Below are 21548 nucleotides of genomic sequence, written 5' to 3' on the forward strand. Positions count from 1 at the left end.
GTGGTTAAAGGGCGCTCTTATAAAAGTTACGGTGGGAAGAAAAGGGAAGAAGAATTCAGCGCCTCCTCCTAAGGAGGAGCGGCACTATGGCAAGGCCGACTATCAGGGCCGGTCCGCAGATGCCGGCGTTATCAGTTTCCCCGCTGGTTTCGGTGGTCGTCTTGCCGAGTATCTCGTCAGCGCTCTTGCCCTCGACCATGAGTTCGGTCCACTGCTTGAGCCAGGCCTCGTAGTTCTTCTCTATCTCGGCCGGGTCAACGGTGACGGGCTTGTCGACCTCAACCGCGTACTGGAAGACCTCAGGAAGCTGGACGTTCTTGTTGACAGGGTACATCCACTGGTTGACCGGAAGCTTCTCCTGGGCCTCCTCGCTGATGAGGAACTCTATGAACTTCTTGGCGAGCTCTGGGTGCTTGGCGCCCTTGACTATTCCAGCACCCTCGATCTGGAGGTAGTTACCCTCCTTAAAGGCGACCGCGCCGATGTTGGTGTTGTTCTCATAGTAAACGGTTGCAGCAGGGGAAGTTGCGTAGCTGAGCACGAGCGGATACTCGCCCTTGGTGAAAGCTCCCCAGGCCGCGCTCCAGCCCTCGACAATCTGGACATCGTTCTCCTTGAGCTTCTCCCAGTAGTAGAGCCAGTCGTCGCCATAAACGGCTATCGTCCACAGGAGGAATGCCATTCCCGGCGAGCTGGTCCTCGGATCCTCGATGATGAGCTTGCCCTTCCACTCGGGCTTGATGAGGTCTTCGAGGCTGGTCGGCGGGTTCTGAACCATGTCCTTGCGGTAGTTGATAGCTATGTATCCGTAGTCGTAGGGTGTGAGGTGGAAGGTTGGGTCAAACTTCTCGATTATCCAGTCAGGAATAACGTCGGCGTTCTCTGGCTTATATGGCTCGAGAACGCCTGCATCTATAGCCTTGGCGAGGTAGCTGTTGTCTATGCCGACGACGACATCAGCCTGCGGGCTGTCCTTCTCGAGGATGAGCCTGTTGAGGACCTCTCCAGCGTCACCTATGAGGACGAGGTTGACCTTAACACCGTACTTCTCCTCGAATATCGGAACTATCTCCTTCATCCACCACTCTATGCTGTCGTAGGAGTAAACAGTCAGCTCTTCCTGGGCAGCAGCGGGCTTTGGAACCGCGAAAAGCCCCACAAGGAGCACTACTAGGAGTGCGATGCCAAGTTTCCTCATCGAATCACCTCCAAATACTCGGTTGTGATTTTCAATAATGTGGTAATACGATGCCTAATAAAGCTTTGCCTCCCAGAATTGTGACCTTGAAAAAGTCAGATCAAGGGAAACATTAAAACGTTGGACGTTAGGGGAGGCTCACTCCCCCGGTAGCAGCCAGGTAAAGGAAGTAGCAGTATATCGCCAGCAGGACTCCACCGGTTGCTCTACTCACTCTGCCCGTGAAGCGGAGCGCTCCCGTCAATATGCCCATGACAAGAAGCGTTAGCGGGAGGATAAAGGTATATATAGTTTGGTCAACTCTGATTGGGTTTATAAGCGCCGCAACTCCTATGACCACAAGCATGTTAAGGATGTTGGCACCGATGATGTTGCCCACGCTGATGTTGGGGAGCCGTTTTATGGTGGCCATTAGGGAGTTAGTGAACTCAGGCAGGGAGGTTCCTATTGAGACCATCGTAAGCCCTATAATCACTTCGGGAACACCGAAGGCCCTCGCGAGGGTGACGGCGCTGTCGACGACGAGTTTCGCACCAGTGACAACGAGCAGTCCGCTCCCGAACATTATAAGCGCGTCCCGCTTTGGATTTCCGCGCCCTCCTTCCGGAAGCTCTTCCAGGGTCATGTGCTTTTGGTAGAGGTAGTAGAGGAAGCCAAAGTAGATGAGTATCAGGCTCGCGCCGTCGAGCCTGCTTATCGTGCCGTCGTACATGAGCAGTCCAGCGTAAGCTGTGACCACTATCATGAAGAGGGCGTTCTTCCAGGCGGTTCTCTCGACCTTAAGCGGGCGGAGGAGTGATGAGACACCGAGGATAAGGGCTATGTTGGCGAGGGCACTCCCGATGGCATTTCCGAGGGCGATGTCAGGTTTTCCCTGATAGGACGATATCGCCGAGACTGTGACCTCGGGCAGGGTCGTCGCTATGCTTGCCAGAACGAGCGCTATAATGAACTCACTCACTCCAAAGCCCTTGGCCACCCTCGAAGCGGCCTCAACGAAGAAATCGCTCCCCTTGATTAGAAGGGCGAGTCCCACAATGAACATGACTATTTCAACTACCACTGCCCTCACCAGAGTAGGCTGGGAAGAGTCCTTAAAAGTTATTTGGCTCCGTAGCCCCCGTTCCCCTTGCCCTCCATTTTGATGACGTAGTCCGCAGCATTCTGGAGGGCCACCGAAAAGCCGGGCTCAACTCCAATAACTATCGTCTCCTTCCCCTTGCGCTTGGCCTCATTAATTATCGGCAGAAAATCAGCATCTCGGGTCGCTAAGGCTATTACCTCGACGTCGGAGTTGTATATGAGCTCCATGGCTTCTATGGCTATTCTCACGTCGGTGTCGCCGGCGACTATAATTGGCTCAAGCCCCTGGTTGACCACGGCCTCTATCAGCCCCTGGGGCGCGTACTGGTTGAGGACAACCTTTGCAACGCGGATTTTGCCGATCCTTTCCAGAGCCTCGACGATGTCCTCCAGCTTTATGCCGAACTCCTTCCTGAGGATGTTGGGCCCATCGATAATAAGGCCTATACTCTTCTTGCTCTTTGGCTTTGGGGACTTTTCCTCGACCTCCTTCTCGCCGCGCTTAAGGACCTTGAAGAGAGTCTCCCTCATCCTTCCTCACCATTCGGTGTCAAGATTATCGTGTAATCGGCGGCATGTTTAAGGGCCGCGCTGAATCCCGGCTCTATACCTATGACTATCGTCTCCTTGCCCTTCTCCTTTGCCTTGAGTATAACCGGCAAAAACTCCGCGTTTCTAGTCGCCAAAGCTATGACGTCGATGTTCGGGTTGTATATCTCTCTCATGGCTTCGACTGCGAGTTTTACTCCAGTCTCGCCGGAAACCACAACTACCTCAAACCCCTGGTTGGAGACGGCCTCAATTAAACCCTGAGGAGCGTACTGGTTGAGTATGACTTTAGCAACCCTGAGGTCGCCGATGTCCTCCAGAACGTCCACTATGTCTTCCAGTTTTACTCCAAACTCCTTTCGGAGAATGTTTGGGCCGTCAATAAGCAGCGCTATCTTCTTACCCCTGCTTATCTTTCGCCTCATCATTCCTATACTCCGCATCCCCTCCTTTGTTATCGATACTATCTTCTCCCAGTTGCTGCCTGACATAGCTGTCACCGCTGAGATCGTTCATCACTCAAGCTACCATTGTGATACCACCTTACCTACGGGATAATCCTATAAAAATGTTAATTCTCTTCCCCGGGAAAATTTAAAACTGATTAGAATAAAAACACCACCAGAAAGGGGCGTATCAGGGTGAGAGAGATGAAACTTTTAGTCGTGAAGAAAGTTAAAAGTCCAGGAAAGGTTCCGCTTAAATGGAAACTTACAACGCTCCTTCTTGGATCACAACTGCCTTAATGGCACTCTTTGCAGTGTACACCATTATGGGCGACAATTTTGATGACAACGGAATAACCGGTGCCGTAGCAGGTATAAGTGCCGCCCAGCTCATAAGACCAACGATAGAGAAGCTGAAAAAACACATATTCAAGACCTACGTTTCCCTAGTCTTCCTCAACACGCTCCTCGCGGCGCTCATAGTGAACCACTTCAACTTACAGCCTGAGGGCACGCTCCAGTTCATGGGGGCCTTCATAGTGGTCTACATACCCCTCTCTGTCTTTGATTACAGCCTGATAAAGGCTGCCGGCAGAATATCGGAGAACAGACAGAACGGCGGGGCGGAATGAAAGAGAACAAGGAATAGCCAAGGACAAACAAAAGACTGAGAACCAGAGCCCGGTCACAGGAGCCGCTTGTAGTAGTACCAGAGCCCCCTGATTATGTCGCGCACCTCTATCATGGTGAAGGTCTCGGTTCTGTCAATGAGCTTGGCAGTCTCTTCCCAGCTGTGGGCCTGCAGGACGCGGTAGATGAGGAGCTTTATCTGGCGCTCGTCGAGGTAGGGCTTCATCCAGCCGTCGAGGAAGTAGAGTTTGACGATGGGCTTAACTGCATCGACGACGGTATCGTAGGTGAGCACCTTACCCGTGAAGGCGTCGAGGCGCTTCCTCTGGACCTCGGTCAGGTGTATGGGGTAGTCAACGGCCTCTCCAAAGGGACTCTCAAAGAGCCAGCGGGCTATCTCCGGTTCGAGGTCGCGGTGGGTGTCGCCCAGCCACTCGGTGAGCCTTATGCGGAACTCGTCGTTGGCCTTCTTTATGAGCTTCTTGGCCTTCTCACTGAGGGGCTTAAGGACTATCGCCGTGAATTCACCGCTGACGGGGTTTCTGGCAGGGCTGAGGTGGACCACCGCAAAGCCGTTCCTAACCCAGAAGCGGACGAGCTCCTCGCTCGCTCCAAAGCCCGAGCCTATCCAGTCAAGGCCCTTCTTTCTCGCCTCCTCTTCGAGCAGCTCAAGAGCCTTGCTTCCAAGCCCCATATCCATCGCATCTGGATGGGTGGCGATTCTAACTATCCTGTAGCCTTTCAGCTTGGCGAACTCCTTCAAATAGTGGTGCTTGACCATCATGTCCGGAATTATGTTCCCACGGGGCTTGTAGCCCTTTGCCATCTTATCTATGACCTTCTTCGGAATGTTGCCCTCCTTGGCTATCTGTATCGCCGTGACTATCTTTCCGTTCTTCAGGCGGAGAACGCGGGCCTCGTGGTGTGGGGCATCGGCAAGTAAAGCTACATCGCTCGGCCTGTTGCGGTAGTGGGCGAGGATGTAGATTCCAACGAAGTTCCTGAGGTCTTCCCTGTCGTTCTCGAACCAGTCGTCCAGGTCGGGCTCCTCGAAGTAAACCTCTTTCTTCTTTATCAGCTCGTAATCCTCGTCGGTAAGCTCGACCGGCTCGGCATCAAGGAGCAGAACGTCGAAGAGCCACTTCTCTATGGGATCACCCTCGGCGTAGCGTATCGGCTCGTCCATGTGGAGCTCCTTGAATTCCCTCTTTTCGCGGGCTTTCTTGAGGAACTTGACCGAGAAGCCCCTACCTGCACCTTCATAACCGTGAATCGTGGAGGAATAAACTACGCGCGGCTTGTTCAGATACTTGTGGAGTATGGGCACGTGGATTCCGGCGGCCTCGTCGAGGATGTAGAGGTCGGCGCTTTTTCTGTAGCCCTCGGTCGGCGGATAATAGCGCAGACCTATCTTCCTCGCGTAGAGCTCCTTTATCAGACCCTTCTCCTCAACGACGTGGGGCTTGAAGCCGAGCCTCTCAAGGGCCCTTTTGGCGAAGCGGAAGAGGCTCTGCACGTTCTCTGGTTCGGGGGCGGTGACTACTATCCTTGTGCGCTTCTTAAGTGCCAGGGCAAGGCCTATCGCCGCTATTCCAACGGAGACACTCTTACCCCTGCCCCTGTCAGCGGTGAGAACGACCATACCCTCGTTCTCAACGAGCTCTTCGAAGGCCTTCAGGACTTCAACTTGACCTTCAGTTAAGGCCATCTCGTAGAGCTCGCGCGGGAAGATAGTTTCTTCGGGAATATCGACGCCCTTTCTGCCCTTTATCTTGGCCTGGCTCTTGTTCCGTTTGGGCTTCTTCCGGACCTTCCCGTTCTCGGTAATTATGTAGATGCCATCGTGCTCCGTGAACTTTCTGATTAGACGCCTGTTGAAGCGCTTCTTGACGTCGTCGATGGTGTATGGGGGAGTAACAAGGCTCTTGTGGAAGCCCGTCCACATGTTCTTCCACTTCTCGAATGGGTGGGCCAGCACGAATATTAGGCCGCCTCCCCTAACCGTCTCGATTATCCTTCCGAGGTCGTTGGGGGAGTAGTCGTAGCTGAGGTCAAGAACGAGGAGGTCATAGGTTCTTCCGAGTATGTCCCGGGTGTGCTTGAAGGTTACGGCTTTAACGTTAACATTAGAACCAGCCAAAACGTCGAAGTGCTTTCTAAAAGACTCGTAGCGCTTCCTTCCGAAGGTTTCCTCTCCGAGGGCATCGGTGGCGTAGAGGACATCAATTTTATCCTCGCTTTCATCGCGGAGACGTTTCTTCTTCAGCTCGTCTATAACGTCGCTCAGAACCTTGGCCGAGGCTCCCGCAAGAATTCCGGCCAGCTCGGCCTTCCTCAGGGTGTCCCCTTCGATGACGATCATTCTCCGGTGGAACTTCTCCAAAGCTTGAGCAAGGGCCGTCTCGGTGAGCTTGAGAACGGAATCCTTAACCTTCTCGCCCTTGGCGTAGTCTCTCACTTCCTTATCAAAGCGGACCTTGACGGTCACGGCCGTCACCTCCCAGAGAAGAGAGGGTAGGGGGCTTAAAAAGGTTAGGAGGTTCAGAGAGTCTCTCGATAATCATCGAAACGCTAAGCTTTTATACGAAAAGAACCCAAATCCATCGGTGGTTCCATGAAAGGGCTCGATATTAAAGACCTCGGAAAGTTCAAGCTCGTCGGCAACATCGACGCTTTTGGCAGGAAGTTCGTCTTCCAGGTCACGGAGATAAACGTTGAGAATGACGACTACTTCTCAAGGCTCTACCTCTACGATGGCAGGAAGGTAAAGCCCTTCACCTCCGGGAAGAAGGACGGGAACCCACGCTTTTCACCGGACGGGAAGCTCATAGCTTTCACCTCGAAGCGCGATAAGGAGAGCAGGGAAGCCGAGCTCTACGTCATTCCGACGGACGGCGGAGAGGCGAGGCTTCTCACTAAATTCAAGTACGGGATAAAAGACCTCCGCTTCACGGAGGACGGAAAGGGCATAGCCGTTATTACACCTATAGACATCGAGAAGAAGCCCAAAGATGACGTCCACGTCATCAAGGAGATTCCATACTGGTTTAACGGCGTCGGCTGGGTTTACGGGAGGAGGAGCGTTGTTTATCTCGTTGATATCGAGAGCGGCAGGAAAAGGCGCATAACCCCCAAGAACCTCGACGTCTCCCAAATCCGCTTCCACAACGGCAAACTCTATTTCATCGCCCAAGAGGACAGAGAGAAGAAGCCGATGGTGAGCGACCTCTACGTCCTCGAGGGCAGGAAGGCGAGAAGGCTCACCCCAGGAGAGTGGAGCGTAAGCGACTTTATTCCACTCGACGATGGAACCTTCATCCTGAAGGCCAACACGCGCGAGCGCGGGATTCCGACCAACACCCACATCTACCACTACAACCCCGAGAGGGGTGAGCTAAGAAAGCTCACAGCTAAGCTCGACCGTGCTGCATACAACTCGCTCAACTGCGACGTTCGCGGACCCCAGAGGGCAGAGCTTGGCTTTAAGGACGGTTGGGTCTACTATGTTGCCACCGATGGCCCGAGGGCGAATCTCTTCAGGGTTAACCTCAAGGGGAAGATTGAGAAAGTCATCGGCGGTGACAGGAGCGTTGAAAGCTTCGCCATCGGTGATTACATAGCCTTCACCGCCCAGGATGCGGTAACTCCGACGGAGCTCTACATATTCAGGGACGGGAAGGAGAAGAAGCTAACCGACTTCAACGGCTGGATTAAAGACTACAAGCTCTCGAAGCCCGAGCACTTCAAAGTTAAGGCTAGCGACGGCGTTGAGATAGACGCATGGATAATGAAGCCCGTTGATTTTGAGCCCGGCAAAAAGTATCCAGCCGTGCTTGAAATCCACGGCGGGCCGAAGACGGCTTACGGCTATTCCTTCATGCACGAGTTCCACGTTTTGACGACCAGGGGCTTCGTCGTAATCTTCAGCAACCCGAGGGGAAGCGACGGCTATGGTGAAGAGTTCGCGGACATTAGGGAGCACTACGGAGAGCGCGATTATCGGGACATCATGGAGGTCGTTGACGAAGCCATAAAGCGCTTTGACTTCATTGACCCCGAGAGGATAGGCGTCACCGGCGGCTCCTACGGCGGCTTCATGACCAACTGGATAGTCGGCCACACAAATAGATTCAAGGCGGCAGTTACTCAGCGCTCCATCTCGAACTGGGTGAGCTTCTTCGGAACGACGGACATCGGCTACTTCTTCGCCCCGGACCAGATAGGCGGCGACCCCTGGGGCAACCTCGACGGCTACTGGGAGAAGAGCCCGCTGAAGTACGCTCCCAACGTCGAGACGCCGCTCCTCATAATCCACTCGACGGAGGACTACCGCTGCTGGCTCCCGGAGGCGCTCCAGTTCTTCACTGCGCTGAGGTACCTCGGCAAGACGGTGGAGCTCGCGATATTCCCTGGAGAGAACCACGACTTAAGCAGGGGTGGAAAGCCAAAACACAGGGTTAGGAGGTTGGAGCTTATAGCCGGGTGGATGGAGAGGTGGCTTAAAGAGTAAGCTCTTCTCTCTCCTTTTCCTTGGTTGAAAACATAAAAACGAAAATCGACGAAGTAAATCGCACAGTATATAATCCAGCACTCTCCGCCTCTTCGATGTGCTCCGGATAGACGTTCTTTATCTCTTGCCGTCCACCGCCGTGGGGTTTTTAAAGCTCTGACTGAAATGAGAGCCCATGAGAGCATACATCCTGGCCTACCCAGAGAAGCGCTGGGAGAACTACACGATACCAGTAAACGACGAGCCTGTGGTAAAGCTTACTGAAAGGCGGCTTCTGATGAGCAAGCGCATAGATGATGTAATAACCATCGTGAGGAAAGACAAGCTGAAGCTCTATTCCCTTCATGTCTCAAATCCCCTACCAGTCAAAGGAAGGAACAAGCTCGAAGCCCTTCTAAACGCCCTTCCATCCGGGGAGTCAATATTTCTCGCCGAGGGCAACATGCCCATTATAATGCCCTTCCTAGTGAATTACCTGACTGGTCTCTTCTATGAGAACGAACCCGAAGCCCTAATTCCGGTCTGGCGCGACGGGACTGCGGAGATAACGCACGCCATCTATGAATCCGACGCGCTGAAGGATGCTATAGAAGCGGCATTGGCAGAGGGTCACAAAAGCCTAAGTAGAATAACGGAGTTCCTCGACTATGAGCCCGTCTCTATCGAAGAGCTCGCCAAGAGAAACCCAAAGGTTACGTTGAGCTTCTTTAAGGTGAGAAACCAGTTCGACGTTCGCTTTGCAGAGGAGACGCTGAGGAAGCTCTGAGCCCCAGATTTGCTGGAAATTTTCCAAATTTTTGTAAAAATCCTTAAATAGCAGCAAGGACTATAATATAGTAGGGTGGGAGTTCCCAAAAGTTCTTCTGCTCGGTTCGGACCATAAAGGAGAGATAATTATGAAAAACTCTTAAGCGCAGCGATATCGCTGCTTATTCTGTTTAGTGTGATGGGCCCCTTCGGGCCGGGCATGGTTTCTGCAAAGCCCATTAGCGATTATAACGTACTGATCCTGAAAAGCGTCGATGCCTGGAATTCACCTGCAGTGGAGAACATGCTCACGGATATGGGGGTACCTTACGACGTTATGACCTCGGGAGAGCTGAAGAACAAAACTGCCCAAGAGCTAATCGAGACCTACGATATGATAATCATTGTCAGCGACCAGCCGCAGATATTCTACGACTACCTCGGCACTCAGATGGACAAGCTCGAGGAGTATGTGAGGGCCGGAAGAACCCTCGAGATACATGCCGCCAACTGGGGATGGCACGGAGGGGTATGGACAACACCCTACCCGGAGGAGCGGAGATAGTACAGGGTTACTCAAGCCACGATTATCTGATAGCCAACGGCACAACTCTGGTGAGCAGCTACGCGAGCCATGGCTACTTCATCAACCTGCCAGCTAACGCGGAGATAATTACAGTTCAGGCACCCTCGGGAACCCCTGATTACAACAAACCGAGCACAGCGATCTATTCGCTGGGAAGCGGCAAGGTTTTCGTGACCGGACTAACCATAGAGTACAGCGTCGCAAGGAAAGGTCCGGAGTGGGAAGCATTCTTCAGGGAAATGCTCATGAACAACTTGGGCTACTCCCAATTCGTACCAGTTGCTCCTGTTATTGTCATTGGAGGGATCGACTTCATGACATTCAACTTCTACTACTACATCCAGTACAAGCGGGCGCTTGGGAAGTTCAACACGATGTACAAGGAGGCCGTGGCCGGAGGAATGGACAACGAAACGCTCGGGCTCGCTATGACTCAGAACGACACCGCAGCAACTTACTATGCGAACGCAAGTAGATACGATCCCGTTGTTTCAAACTTCCCCAGAGTTTACATCTTCATAGACTTAAGGGAGGCCGGACTGCACCAGAAGCAGGCAGTTGGAATATTAAAAGAAGCAATGGAAGACTGGTGACTTCTTTTCACCCTATTTCCACCGCTTTTCTGACCCTGTCTGCTATCACAATGGCAACAGCGGCTTTAACTGCATCCACTGGCAGGAATGGAGTGACGCCGAGGAGGAAGGCCTTTTCGAAGTCCCCTCCCATGAACAGGCCGAGCCTCAGCCAGCCAAGGAGGTATATAATCCCAACTCCCAGGATGGAGCCGATGAGCATTCCTCTTCTGCCAAGCCTTTCAGTGAACAGCCCGGCAAGATAGGCCGCTATGGGAAACGCTACTATGTAGCCGCCAGTCGGGCCGTAGATGACCGTGAAGCCACCATTGAAGTTGGCAAACACCGGGAGACCAATTGCCCCCATGACAACGTAGACCAGCTGGCTCAGTAATCCGAGCCTCGCCCCGAGAACGAGGCCGCTGAGGAGGACGAAGAGCACCTGTAACGTAATCGGTACAGGACCGATTGGAATGCTTATTTGGGCACCCACGGCCGTCAAAGCCGCGAAGAGTCCAGCGAAGGCAACCTCCCTGCCCCTCATGCTACCACCTTAAAAAGCTTTTAAACTCGAAACTTGAAAATTCCCCGATGATTGAGGTTAAAAATCTTTGGCATATCTACGAGAACGGAAAGGAAGCACTGAAGGGCATAGACTTCAAGATGGGCGAGGAGGTAGTGGCCCTAGTCGGTCCCAACGGCTCCGGAAAAACAACCCTGGCCAAACACCTGAACGGTCTTCTCAAGCCGACAAAAGGGGAAGTCATCGTTGACGGCATGAACACCATGGAGCACACGGTCGCGGAGCTTTCACGCGTTGTAGGCTACGTCTTCCAGAATCCGGAGCACATGTTCTTTGAGGAAAGCGTTTTTAAGGAAGTAGCCTTTGGACCAAAGAACCTCGGGCTGAGTGAGGAAGAGGTAGAGGAACGTGTGAGATGGGCTTTAAGGGCGGTTAACCTAGAGGGTTACGAGGAGAGAACGCCCTACTCTCTGAGCGGCGGTGAGAAGCAGCGCCTAGCTATAGCCTGCGTTCTAGCGATGAAGCCGAAGTACCTCATCCTCGACGAGCCGACGACCGGTCTGGACGCGAGAAGCTCGGAGAGCGTCGTCAACGTGATAAGGAAGCTCAGGGGAGAGGGCCATGGAATTCTGCTCATAACCCACGACATGGAGCTCGTTCTTGAGCTTGCCGAGAGAGTTATGCTTCTTAATGATGGAAGGAAGGCTTTCGATGGTTCAGTAGAGGAGTTCTTCTCTCTTAACCTGCACGACTACGGCCTTGAAAAGCCTGAACTTCTAAGGATCAGCGAAAAGATTGGAGCCGGATTTGTGAGAAGCGTGAGCGAGCTGATAGAGGCTCTGGTGGGTGGTTCTCGATGATGTACTCGTTCTACGTCGAGCGCGACTCTTTCCTTCACCGCCTCGATCCGCGCGTTAAGATAATCGGCACGGTAGTAGGGATAGCTGTTATAATGCTCTTCAACGATCCTACCTTTCTCGTCCCGCTGTTCTTTGTTACCCTCCTCTACGGCCGCCTGCTGGGAAAAGTTGAGATAAAAGAACAGCTCCGTCCCCTGAAACCTCTCCTGCCTATAGTTATCATAACCATAATAGTCTGGCCGCTGATCTACAAGCCGCGGCTGATGGGACTCCTCTTCGGGCTCTCATTTGCCATCAGGCTGCTTACCTTCGGTTTGTTGACCTTCATCCTGCTCATGACGACCCCGCAGAGAGAGCTCATCCTCGGCTTCGTCAGGCTTGGCATGCCCTACGAGTTCGGGCTGACGATTTCAATAGCACTCCGCTACATCCCAACGCTGTACCTCCTCACGAGAAACATCATGGACGCCCAAATGGCACGCGGCTGGGAAATGGAGAAGGGCAACTTCATCGTCAGGACGAAGAGAATGACTGTCGTCCTGATTCCACTTTTGGTCGCTTCGCTCAAGACCGCCCACGAGCTGAGCATAGCCCTTGAGAGCCGCGCTCTGGGTGCGAGTAAGAAGAGAACGTTCCTCTACGACATCAAGATGGGGGGAAAAGACTACGCGGCAACTTTTGTCGTCGTTCTCCTCTTCGCGCTGGCACTCTACGTTAGATACGTCCTTGGCCTCGGCCATGTGAGGATATACGGCTAAAGAAGGGGTTTGACGAGGGAATCAATCGGTATCGAGTGGTCGCCAATGTTTGAGACGAACTCAGCTGGGGCCTTCAGAACCGTCATGTTAAGCCTGTAGTGGCCGCGGTAGGAGTTTGTTCTCAGGACGGCAAGGGATTCGAATATCTCCGGGAGGGTGTAGAGCGCGCGGAACTCGCCGGGTAAGTCGAGTTCGTTCAGCTCAATCGTCGTATATGTCAGTACGAGCATCAGACCCTTCCTATCGACGGTCTTTCTTAGCCCCACAATATTCTCGGCCGTTCTGTTAAGGAGCGTTGGAAATAGGGAAACGACCACGAGGGAGTTGTCTTCAACGAGATTCAAAGCCTGAAGAAGCTCGTCCATTGAGTAGACGTTGCCGGTGTAGAGGTTGGAAACGTCGTCAACTAGGCGCTTGAGCACTTTAATCGAGAAGGAACTGCCGGGCCCAACATGGTAAACGGGGCCGCTGAGGAGGGAGTTGGCCACCAGGTGGTACAGAAAAACCGTGTTGGCGAGTTCGTCAGTTGAGATTATCCCGGCTAGGCTCCCCTCACTGAAAGATAGGGGAAATTCCTCGAAGGGCTTTACTTCCCTCGATTGAACCTCAGCCGGTTTGAAAAACATAGGCATCGCACAATATAGCGCGCTCGGGATATTTATACCTTTCCGAAAAGAATAAAAGTCAGAGGGTCACGCCAGGGCAACCAGACCGAGAAGCACGAGGATTCCCACCACCATTACCTCTATTATCGCCGCCAGAATCCAGGCTAAAAACGCCCTGATCCAGTCAGTGTTGAAAATCGTCTTAATGACCCATACGTAGGCCAGGATAAATGCTACTACCGCGAGAAGGGCATTCATTGGGGCTATCCAGATAAGCAGCACTGCAACTACGGCGTACGCTATCGCTCCAACGATTCCGCCGCCAACTATTGCCAGCATCGCCTTAAGCGTTGAGGCATCTTTTATACCGACCAGATGGGCCGCTAGCGACAGAAAGAACCCTGCTATAAACAGGGAGAACAGGAAACCAAGGAAAGACACGGCCCCAAGCCCATATACAAATCCATGCCCGTAAGGCATATTACCACCTCCAGATTTGTTTTTCCTTGTCGAGACTTATTAATCTTCCCAAAGACCTTTAAGCACGGGAAGTTATTCCAGTACGGTGGGTAAAATGCTGGAGTCGCTGTGGAACTTCATTTACCAGTACTTCATCGAGCCGATGTACACGAGGAGCGGCTACAATCCCTACAACACTCTCGTCTATGCCCTCCTGCTCGGCTTCGGAATCATATACTCATATAAGTATATAATCAAACCGCTCAAAATCAGGATTGACGAGAGGCTTTTCCTGGCCGTAACGCCCATGGTAGTTTTTGGCGCAACCGTCAGGGCGCTGGTCGATGGGGGCATTCTCCCCAAGAACCCGCTCATTCTAACGCCAGGAATATTCTTCACGGCCTTCGTCCTCATAGTCCCTGCCCTCGTTGCGGATGCCAAGCTGAAAACCTATCCAAAGATAACAGTCGCCTGGGGGAGCATTCTAGCTCTGTGGGCCAACTATCTGCTTATAACCAACGTCAAAAGCTGGGAACCCTATGAGCTGACTCTAATTCACACAGCGGTTAGCTTCCTCGCGGTTTTTGCCTTCTATCGCTGGAAACCCTTCGAGAGGCTCTACCTCTACCCTGTTCTTGCCCACTACTTCGACATAGCCTCAACAGTGGTGGCGATTCACTTCTACGGATACAGGGAAGTCCACTGGCTGGAGAATATCCTAGTCACCCACTTGGGGGCCTACTTCTACTACCCCTGGATAACCTTCATCCTTGTCATCGTCTACTACGGCCTTAAATACCTCGTTCCAGATGAGGAAGAGCGCTACTTCTGGTACCTGGCCATCTACATCCTCGGTCTCGGCCCAGCAATAAGAGATCCAGCCCAGCTGGTGTTGCAGATAGGCTGAGCTCTGGATCTCCCGGTTTTTATCTTTGCAGAAAGCTGAAGTCAAAATCCAAAGGAGAACGGTTATCCTTAAGGGCAGTCACTGGCGATAGCCGCGCTCCCGTGCTCCCGTTTGAGATCGTCTATCTAAAGCTCCCCCCTCCTCAATCTCCCTCCTGAGAAGCTTTGCCTCGTTCTCCGTGCTCTTCACTCTGAAAACCCTTGCTATCCTCTCGATGGCTTCAAGCTTTCTAACTATGCCGTCAAGCCACGTGAAGACGTCGCCAGGATAAACGACGAGACCATAGACCTTCCTGAAGTGCTCCGCTATCTGGGTTGGGTGCTTACCGTTTCTCCTCAGCTCGATTATCAGGTTGCTAACGCGCTCCATGGCGTATTCGGTGCAATCATCTTCAGGACACATGAAGAACTCCTGATAGATCGTGAACAGCCTCTCCGCCGCGTTGGGGCTGAGCTCGGGGATGACCTTATCAAGCTCTTCCAGAATCGACGCAAAGCTCGGCGAGAAGACATTGGCGCTCAGCCTTCCCCTCACGGCGCCTTCAAGCTCTCTCTGGAGCGTTCCGCTCAAATACAGGTTCTCGAAGGGGAGTAGCTTGACGGCTATCCACTGGGCGGGCTTCTTTCCGAGGTTGCCCCTTATGAAGGTTGCCTCCTTGGGCAGGAGGAAGCTCATGCTCACGGCCCTTCCGTAGGGGGTGACATCGACGAGGGAGCCCTTAAGGCGGATGAAGCCGTACTCCTCCAGCTTCTCCAGAACCTTCTCGGCACTCTGGTTGGCGCCAAGGCATTTACTTTGCACGTCCTCGATGACGTCGAGACGATTGAAGACGCAGGCGTGGGCGAGAACGTTGTCCTGTTCGAGCTCGTCGCTCCACTCAACGACGACGGGCTCAATTGGAGCTGTGAGCAGCTTGAACGCAATCTCATCCTCGGAGTTCTCCATCTGAGCCGAGTACTTCCTCCCCGGCTCTATGATCAGGTAAACCTTGCCCTTTTCGTGGTAGAGCGGCCTTCCAGCGCGGCCGAGCATCTGGTGGAACTCCCTAACACTAAGCCACTTGTTGCCCATGGCGAGGCTCTCGAAGATGACCTGCGAAGCCGGGAAGTCAACGCCTGCCCCAAGGGCGGCTGTGGTAACTACAACGTCGAGCGTCTGAGCCTGAAACTCCATCTCGGTTAGCTTTCTCTGTCTGTAAGGTAAGCCAGAGTGGTAGGGCTTCGCCTTGAGCCCCTTACTCGTGAGGTAAGCGGCAAGCTCGTGCGTCCTCTTGCGCGAGAACGTGAAGACTATGCTCTGACCCTTGTAGCCCTGCCGCGACTTTCTACTCGCCTCAGCACGGCAGAGATTCGCTATATGCCTCCACTTCTCGCTCTCGTTTCTGACGATGATTATGTGCCTTTCCAAATCGACGGGCCTTTCGTCGTAGAGGACGAGCTTAAGCCCGAGCTCTTTGGCAAGCTCCTCAGGATTACCTATGGTGGCACTCAGGCCTATGAACTGAGCATTAGGATAGAGCTTCCTCAAGCGGGCTATCAGGCCATCAAGCCTCGGTCCGCGCTCCTCGTCGTCGAGCATGTGGATCTCGTCTATCACGATAGTTCCGACGTTGCCGATTTTTCTGCCTGCCCTCAGCAAGTAGTCGATACCTTCATAGGTTCCCACTATAATGTCAGCATCTATGCCAGTATCTACGACGACTAACTCATCCTTCGTCTTTATCCTGCTCATGCCAACCCTTATCGCCACGCGGAGGCCGAGCTTGGAGTAGCGCCTCTTAAAATCTTCATACTTCTGATTGGCTAAGGCGACAAGAGGGACGAGGAAGAGCATCTTTCTACCTTCCATCGCCTTCGGAACGCCCGCCAATTCACCTATGAGCGTCTTGCCGCTGGCAGTTGCAGAGACCACGAGTAAGCTCTCCCCCTCTAAGAGCCCGCGCTTTATAGCCAGGCTCTGAACGGGAAGGAGTTCGCTAACGCCCTCTGACTTGAGAATGGATTTAAACTTCTCGGGGAGATTCAGCTCGTCCACCTTGAGCCTCTCAACCCTTACGTGCTTGGCTTTGAGCTCATCCCACTTGGTAACCTCCGGGTGCCTTGTTGGGTCGAAGCGGGGGTCAAAGGCGTAGAGAACCTTGTCAAGATCCTTAAAACGTTCGAGAAGCTTTTTCGCCTGGTCAAACATGGCCACGCTCTTGAACCTGAAACGGAGCTCCCTCTTTAGCTCGTCCTCGGCGCAGCGCTCACAGATGTACTCGTTGTGGTATTTTATCCTGTTGCCTTCGGTCAAAACGGTGATTTTACCCTCAAGGAGGCAGAGGCGACAGAGTTCGGCCTTCTCAACCCTCTTGTTCTGAAGCCGCCTTTTGAAGTAATCCTCCCACTCTTCGGCGTTTACCAAGACGATTCTGGCCTGCCGGAGAGCCTTCTCGATCTCCTTTGGGTTTCTGTACTGGCTTCCCTCCAGAACTTTGAAAAGCCTGTCGTCGCGCATGATGAAGCGGTAAATCCTGTCAGCTTTAAGGTTCCTCATTGCTGAGAGCTTCTCGGGCTCATTCTCGATGAAAAAAGCTTCGAGCTCGTTCTTCTTTCTTCCTGGTCTGATGACAAAGAGCATAGCTATCCCCCGGCCAGCCGTCCACTCATCACGCCTCAGCGTCTTACCTACTCATTGGCCACCCAGCACTCCTTGAAGGTGTCGATTATGAGTGTTACCTCCACCCGTTCAAGGTTCTTCCCAAAGTGCTTTTTCAGCATTCCGGCGAACTCCTTAACCTCATCAGTATTGTGAAAGCTCGCCCTTATGAGTATCTGCTTCTCGCCACTCCTACGGTATAGGGCTTGGACGTTCTCAAGCTTTGCTATTCTCCTGAGGATCACATCAACGTTCTTGTCGTCTATTGAAAGTTTGAGTTCAAAAAGGACCTGAACGAACTCATCGAGGAAAGCAGGGTCAATTATGGCAGAATAACCCTTAATCGCGCCGAGCTTTTCCAATTTCTCCACCCGGTTCTTCACGCTCGCCGGGGATAGTTTAACCCTTCTTCCGAGCTCTGTGAGGGTTATCCTACCCTCCTTCCTCAGGATTCTGAGAATTTCTTTATCCTTTTCGTCTATCCCCGGCATGTCACTCACCAAAAGAAAAAGGGAGTCAGCGGGTAATCTTTATCTCCCTCATGAGTTCGAGAGGCTCTGGATGCTTCTCGAAGTAGTCTCTGACCGGCTTGAGCAGCTCAATTAGGTACTCAGCCACTGCGTTCTTGAGGTCGAGCGGATGAAGCTTTCCTTCAGCGAAGTCCCGCTTGAGCTCCTCAAAGGTCGTGTAGGTAACATCGCCACCAAACTTGGCCGGCCTGTGGATTGTGAACTCCGTCGGCTCCTCGCGGAAGATGATGTACTCAGCCCAGTCAAGAACGGGGTTGTACTTAACCTCCCTGGCCGGGCAGAAGGCCTTCCTGAGCTTCTGCTTGATCTCCTCGGGAGTGTCGTGGATGAAGACGGCCGAATAAGGCTTGCTCTTGCTCATCTTCATCTGGGTCTTGAGCTCCTTGTACTGCTCCTCGCTCTCTATCGGCCACACCGGCGGCTCCTGAAGGCCGAGCAGGAGGTGGTGGTGAAGAGCAACGGGCTTCAGCTTCTCACCATTGTGCTCTATTGCGTGGTACTTAAGCTTCTGGGCGACTTCAATAGCTATGACATGAGCCTTCCTCTGATCCATTCCGGCGTGTGCTATGGTGACGCCCTGGTAGAAGATGTCAGCCACCTGCATAGCGGGGTATATGAGCTTGGCAAAGTCTATGGCCTCTCCCATCTGGCGGCCCATAATGGTTATGGAGCGCATCATTCTCGCCAGGGTAACGTTCTTGGAGATGTCTATAACCGTCTGCCAGTAGTCGCCCTTCTCAAGGATTTCACTCGCTAGCACGAATTCAACCTTATCAGGATCGCCGCCCATGACCTTTATACTCTGCTTCATACCCTCCTTGAAGTACGTCAGAGCGACTTTCTGGATGATCTCCAAATCGCCGCCGAGCTTGTCGTTTATCCAGCTGTGCCAGTCAGCAAGGAAAATCCTCGTCTTTATCCCCGCTTTCTGAAGATCTGCTATCTTGGCACCAGCCATCAAACCAGTTCCCAGGTGAATGTAACCGCTTATTTCAAAGCCGATGTAGTGCTGCATTGGGGCACCTATCTCCAAAAGATGTCTCAGGTTCTCAACGGTCAGTAGCTCCTCCGTGGGCCTCTTGGTTATCAGCTCTATCTTCCTCCCTATGTCCATGCTCACCACCTAAAGCCAGAATATCCTAAGCCTTTAAGGACTTTACGGAAGTTTTTCAGGCCTGTTAAAGTTCCGATTCATAAGATTTATAACTCTCCACGCTGTATACACGACGGTGATACCATGAAGAAGGCTGCAATAATAATGGCGGTGTTTGTTTTCTTTGGTGTTTTTGGATTTGCCATGGCCAGCGCCACAACCATTGGCATCGACCTCTCCCACGGTGAAAGCGACAAGGGCCTCGCTGTTCTGACCGACAAGGACGGCAACGTCCTCGCAGAGGGAATGATCAAGACCATCAGCGACGTTAACTGGGTCTATATTGGTGACCCGGCCCTTGCAGACACCCTCGGAATTCAGAACATCGGCGACAAGATAACCTACGACGCCCTCAAGGACGTCGACTTCCTCATCCTCGGACAGCCGAGCCAGGCCTTCAGCCCGGACGAGATACAGGCCATCGTCCAGTGGTGGAACGACGGCAACAGGATTCTCTGGGTGGCTGCGGACTCTGACTACGGTGACGGTCCGAACAGGATTGACTTCGCCGATACGGTTCTCGATGCAATCGGTGCCAACCTCAGAGTTGACCAGGCCTCAGTTGAGGACGCTACCAGCAACGCTGGAGCTGGCTACCGTGTCATTGGTCTTGTTAACCCCGATCCGGACACCCCTGAGAAGGACATGATAACCAAGGATCTCGCCAACGGTGGAAAGGTTCTCTTCCACGGACCGGGTGTTGTTGCCTACGTTGATGAGAGCGGCAACTGGAAGCCGCTTCCAGTCGGCGGTGGAATCGAGAACATCTACGTTATAGTCACCAGCAGCGATGACGGCCAGATTGTTGAGAACACCGACCCAGCAGCCAACGCCTACACCGCCGGTGACACCGGCAAGTTCCCACTCATGGCGGTTCAGCTCTTCCCCGACAAGAAGAACGTCCTCATAGTCAGCGGCGAGACCCCCTACGGTGGCTATGAGCCAATGTGGGCTCCCGAGTACAAGGCATACAGCTTGACGGGCCGCAGTTCGTCACCAACTTTATTAAGTGGGCCATCTATGTCCAGCAGGAGCTCGGCAAAGAAACCGCAACCGAGACTGGTGAAACCAGCACCGAGGGCGGAGAGACTGGCAGCACCTGCGGTCCAGCTGCCCTGGTCGGCCTCGCCCTTATACCGCTTGTCCTCTACAAGAGGAGGAAGTGAATTTTTCTCCCCTTTCCTTTGTCTTTTGAACCATTAATTTTTTATTGACTTTGAGCAACTTCAACCGATTGAGCATGAACAGGTGATAAACCATGAGGAAGTGGGCATCAATCGGCCTTATTTTACTCCTCGCCCTTAGTGTCGTCGCGAGCGGTTGTATTAGCGGAGAAAATTCCACCGGAACCAACGGCGAGGGAATAACCTTGGTCATTGTAACGAGACACGACGCGACAATCCAGTACATGGTAAAGCAGGTCTTTCTCCAGAGTGATATAGCCAAACAGTACAACATCGTTGATCTCAAGTTCATCAAGGTTCCGGAAAGCCTTTGGCCAAGCTATATCGAGAAAGGTGCCGATGTCGGCTGGGGCGGAGGTCCAACGCTCTTTGACGACCTCTACAAAGCCAACTACCTTGCACCCATAACTGACGAGAAGATCCTTAACCTTCTTGGAAACCCAATTCCAACTGAACTGGCAGGAATGCCAATGATTAGGAAGGACGATAACGGTAATGTCTACTGGATAGCCGCGGCACTCTCGTCCTTTGGTTTCACTGTCAACAAGAAGCAACTTGAGAAGTGGAACCTCAAACTGCCCGAGAAATGGGAGGACATAGCGAGCGAGGATTGGGCCCTTAACCCACCACAGTACGGTATAGCTGACCCAACGAGGAGCACCTCGAACACGAGGATATACCAGATCATCCTCCAAGCCTTCGGCTGGGAAGAGGGCTGGCGTATCATGACCCTTATAGCGGCCAACTCTAAGGTTTACATGGCCAGTGACGCCGTCAGAGACGCGGTCATCAACGGTGAGATAGCGGCCGGAAACACCATTGACTTCTACGGTTACACCGCCATGCAGCAGAACCCAGACTGTGTTTATGTCGTTCCGAAGGGAGAGAGCATTATCAACGGTGACCCAATAGCCCTCCTCAAGAACGCCCAGCACCCTGAGGCAGCTCAAGCCTTTATATACTGGGTCCTCACTGAGGGCCAAGCAGTCTGGATGAGCCCAGATGTCAACAGGCTTCCAATTAACCCACAGATCTTTGATATGGAGATAACCGACATTTACGCCAAGGTTATATTCAAAGGAGAGAACGCAGGCAAGACCTACGGTGAAGCTAGACCAGCCCTCAAGAAGGCCTACGACGATGCTGTCAACGCTCAGGGAATACCATTCGACGACAAGAGGGCTCTCGAAACCATAAGCGCCCTCCAGTACTACTTCAAGGCCACCCTTGTTGACCCCAATCAGCAACTACACAATGCATGGATTGCCATAGTCACCGCGTACAAGGAAGGCAAAATAACCGAAGAGCAGTTCAAGCAACTCAAGGACGAACTCACTGCTCCAATACAGTTCAAAGATCCGGAGACTGGCAAGGTGGTCACCTTTACCGAAGAGTATGCTAAGAGCATAAATGACAAGATTGTTAAGGACAGGAACTTCCAGGACCAGCTCGTGCAGGAGTGGCGCCAGGCAGCCATGGCCAAGTACAACAAGGTGCTCGAAGACCTGCAGAAGATTACTGGCTGATTTTAACATTTTTCTGGAAAATTCTCCTTTTTCTCTTGTCAATTTTCAATGTATCTAGTCAACAGGTTTTTGGAAATGTTTAAAT

The 21548-nt window shown here is 52.7% G+C and carries 21 protein-coding genes; 10 read left to right on the forward strand and 11 right to left on the reverse strand.

Going from position 1 to position 21548, the window contains the following annotated elements:
- Positions 1 to 55: 55 nt before the first annotated feature.
- From TON_RS04915 to TON_RS04930, 4 genes are all read right to left on the reverse strand, one after another.
- A complete protein-coding gene (locus tag TON_RS04915) occupies positions 56 to 1198 on the reverse strand; it encodes a thiamine ABC transporter substrate-binding protein (RefSeq protein WP_012571923.1) in 1143 nt (380 codons plus the stop codon).
- 127 nt (positions 1199 to 1325) lie between these two features.
- Positions 1326 to 2261, reverse strand: a complete 936-nt coding sequence (locus tag TON_RS04920; RefSeq protein WP_012571924.1) for a calcium/sodium antiporter — start codon at positions 2259 to 2261, stop codon at positions 1326 to 1328.
- Between the two features lie 38 nt (positions 2262 to 2299).
- Positions 2300 to 2812, reverse strand: a complete 513-nt coding sequence (locus TON_RS04925) for a TIGR00288 family NYN domain-containing protein (protein ID WP_012571925.1) — start codon at positions 2810 to 2812, stop codon at positions 2300 to 2302.
- Complete coding sequence (locus tag TON_RS04930; RefSeq protein WP_012571926.1) at positions 2809 to 3321, reverse strand: TIGR00288 family NYN domain-containing protein; 513 nt, start codon at positions 3319 to 3321, stop codon at positions 2809 to 2811. The genes TON_RS04925 and TON_RS04930 overlap by 4 nt, the downstream gene beginning before the upstream one ends.
- A gap of 212 nt (positions 3322 to 3533) precedes the next feature.
- Here TON_RS04930 and TON_RS04935 point away from each other — a divergent pair, with 212 nt between their 5' ends.
- Positions 3534 to 3908: a hypothetical protein gene (locus tag TON_RS04935; protein ID WP_012571927.1), complete on the forward strand. Its 375-nt coding sequence runs from the start codon at positions 3534 to 3536 to the stop codon at positions 3906 to 3908.
- A gap of 53 nt (positions 3909 to 3961) precedes the next feature.
- Here the strand turns inward: TON_RS04935 and TON_RS04940 are convergent, their stop codons facing one another.
- Positions 3962 to 6394 carry a tRNA(Met) cytidine acetyltransferase TmcA gene (locus TON_RS04940; protein WP_012571928.1) on the reverse strand — a complete coding sequence of 811 codons (2433 nt, stop codon included), beginning with the start codon at positions 6392 to 6394 and terminating at the stop codon, positions 3962 to 3964.
- Positions 6395 to 6520: 126 nt separating this feature from the next.
- Between TON_RS04940 and TON_RS04945 the strand changes: the two genes are divergently transcribed.
- The 4 genes from TON_RS04945 (at position 6521) to TON_RS04960 (ending at position 10342) form a co-directional block, all read left to right on the forward strand.
- Positions 6521 to 8416: a dipeptidyl-peptidase 5 gene (locus TON_RS04945; protein ID WP_012571929.1), complete on the forward strand. Its 1896-nt coding sequence runs from the start codon at positions 6521 to 6523 to the stop codon at positions 8414 to 8416.
- Between the two features lie 175 nt (positions 8417 to 8591).
- The gene (gene mobA, locus TON_RS04950; RefSeq protein WP_012571930.1) at positions 8592 to 9182 is read left to right on the forward strand and encodes a molybdenum cofactor guanylyltransferase; all 591 of its coding nucleotides are present in this window, start codon (positions 8592 to 8594) and stop codon (positions 9180 to 9182) included.
- 201 nt (positions 9183 to 9383) lie between these two features.
- Entirely contained in the window at positions 9384 to 9728 is a 345-nt protein-coding gene (locus TON_RS10600) for a hypothetical protein (protein ID WP_048055064.1), read from the forward strand.
- A complete protein-coding gene (locus TON_RS04960; RefSeq protein WP_238516364.1) occupies positions 9680 to 10342 on the forward strand; it encodes a hypothetical protein in 663 nt (220 codons plus the stop codon). The genes TON_RS10600 and TON_RS04960 overlap by 49 nt, the downstream gene beginning before the upstream one ends.
- A gap of 7 nt (positions 10343 to 10349) precedes the next feature.
- On the opposite strand, the gene TON_RS04965 is transcribed toward TON_RS04960, so the two are convergent.
- Positions 10350 to 10865 (reverse strand): biotin transporter BioY, encoded by a 516-nt coding sequence (locus TON_RS04965; protein WP_012571933.1) that lies wholly within the window; start codon positions 10863 to 10865, stop codon positions 10350 to 10352.
- Positions 10866 to 10912: 47 nt separating this feature from the next.
- Between TON_RS04965 and TON_RS04970 the strand changes: the two genes are divergently transcribed.
- Together TON_RS04970 and TON_RS04975 are read left to right on the forward strand one after the other, a co-directional pair.
- Entirely contained in the window at positions 10913 to 11704 is a 792-nt protein-coding gene (locus TON_RS04970; RefSeq protein ID WP_012571934.1) for an energy-coupling factor ABC transporter ATP-binding protein, read from the forward strand.
- Entirely contained in the window at positions 11701 to 12462 is a 762-nt protein-coding gene (locus tag TON_RS04975; RefSeq protein ID WP_012571935.1) for an energy-coupling factor transporter transmembrane component T family protein, read from the forward strand. The genes TON_RS04970 and TON_RS04975 overlap by 4 nt, the downstream gene beginning before the upstream one ends.
- Here TON_RS04975 and TON_RS04980 read toward each other — a convergent pair.
- Both TON_RS04980 and TON_RS04985 read right to left on the reverse strand, forming a co-directional pair.
- On the reverse strand, positions 12459 to 13094 hold the full coding sequence (locus TON_RS04980) for a hypothetical protein (protein WP_238516366.1): 636 nt from the start codon (positions 13092 to 13094) through the stop codon (positions 12459 to 12461). The genes TON_RS04975 and TON_RS04980 overlap by 4 nt on opposite strands.
- Before the next feature lie 60 nt (positions 13095 to 13154).
- Complete coding sequence (locus TON_RS04985) at positions 13155 to 13547, reverse strand: hypothetical protein (RefSeq protein WP_012571937.1); 393 nt, start codon at positions 13545 to 13547, stop codon at positions 13155 to 13157.
- Between the two features lie 94 nt (positions 13548 to 13641).
- Between TON_RS04985 and TON_RS04990 the strand changes: the two genes are divergently transcribed.
- A complete protein-coding gene (locus TON_RS04990; protein ID WP_012571938.1) occupies positions 13642 to 14433 on the forward strand; it encodes a DUF63 family protein in 792 nt (263 codons plus the stop codon).
- 78 nt (positions 14434 to 14511) lie between these two features.
- Here TON_RS04990 and TON_RS04995 read toward each other — a convergent pair whose 3' ends face one another.
- From TON_RS04995 to TON_RS05005, 3 genes are read right to left on the reverse strand one after another with little or no spacing between them, the layout of a single operon-like run.
- On the reverse strand, positions 14512 to 17052 hold the full coding sequence (locus TON_RS04995; protein ID WP_012571939.1) for a DEAD/DEAH box helicase: 2541 nt from the start codon (positions 17050 to 17052) through the stop codon (positions 14512 to 14514).
- A 47-nt stretch (positions 17053 to 17099) separates the two neighbouring features.
- Positions 17100 to 17561, reverse strand: a complete 462-nt coding sequence (locus TON_RS05000; protein ID WP_012571940.1) for an Lrp/AsnC family transcriptional regulator — start codon at positions 17559 to 17561, stop codon at positions 17100 to 17102.
- Positions 17562 to 17586: 25 nt separating this feature from the next.
- The gene (locus TON_RS05005; RefSeq protein WP_012571941.1) at positions 17587 to 18714 is read right to left on the reverse strand and encodes a tyrosine--tRNA ligase; all 1128 of its coding nucleotides are present in this window, start codon (positions 18712 to 18714) and stop codon (positions 17587 to 17589) included.
- A 123-nt stretch (positions 18715 to 18837) separates the two neighbouring features.
- Here TON_RS05005 and TON_RS10795 point away from each other — a divergent pair, with 123 nt between their 5' ends.
- Positions 18838 to 19956 (forward strand): aminotransferase, encoded by a 1119-nt coding sequence (locus tag TON_RS10795; RefSeq protein ID WP_012571942.1) that lies wholly within the window; start codon positions 18838 to 18840, stop codon positions 19954 to 19956.
- 55 nt (positions 19957 to 20011) lie between these two features.
- Entirely contained in the window at positions 20012 to 21463 is a 1452-nt protein-coding gene (locus tag TON_RS05015; protein WP_012571943.1) for an ABC transporter substrate-binding protein, read from the forward strand.
- Positions 21464 to 21548: the final 85 nt, after the last annotated feature.

Source organism: Thermococcus onnurineus NA1, from assembly GCF_000018365.1.
Taxonomy (GTDB): Archaea; Methanobacteriota_B; Thermococci; order Thermococcales; family Thermococcaceae; genus Thermococcus; species Thermococcus onnurineus.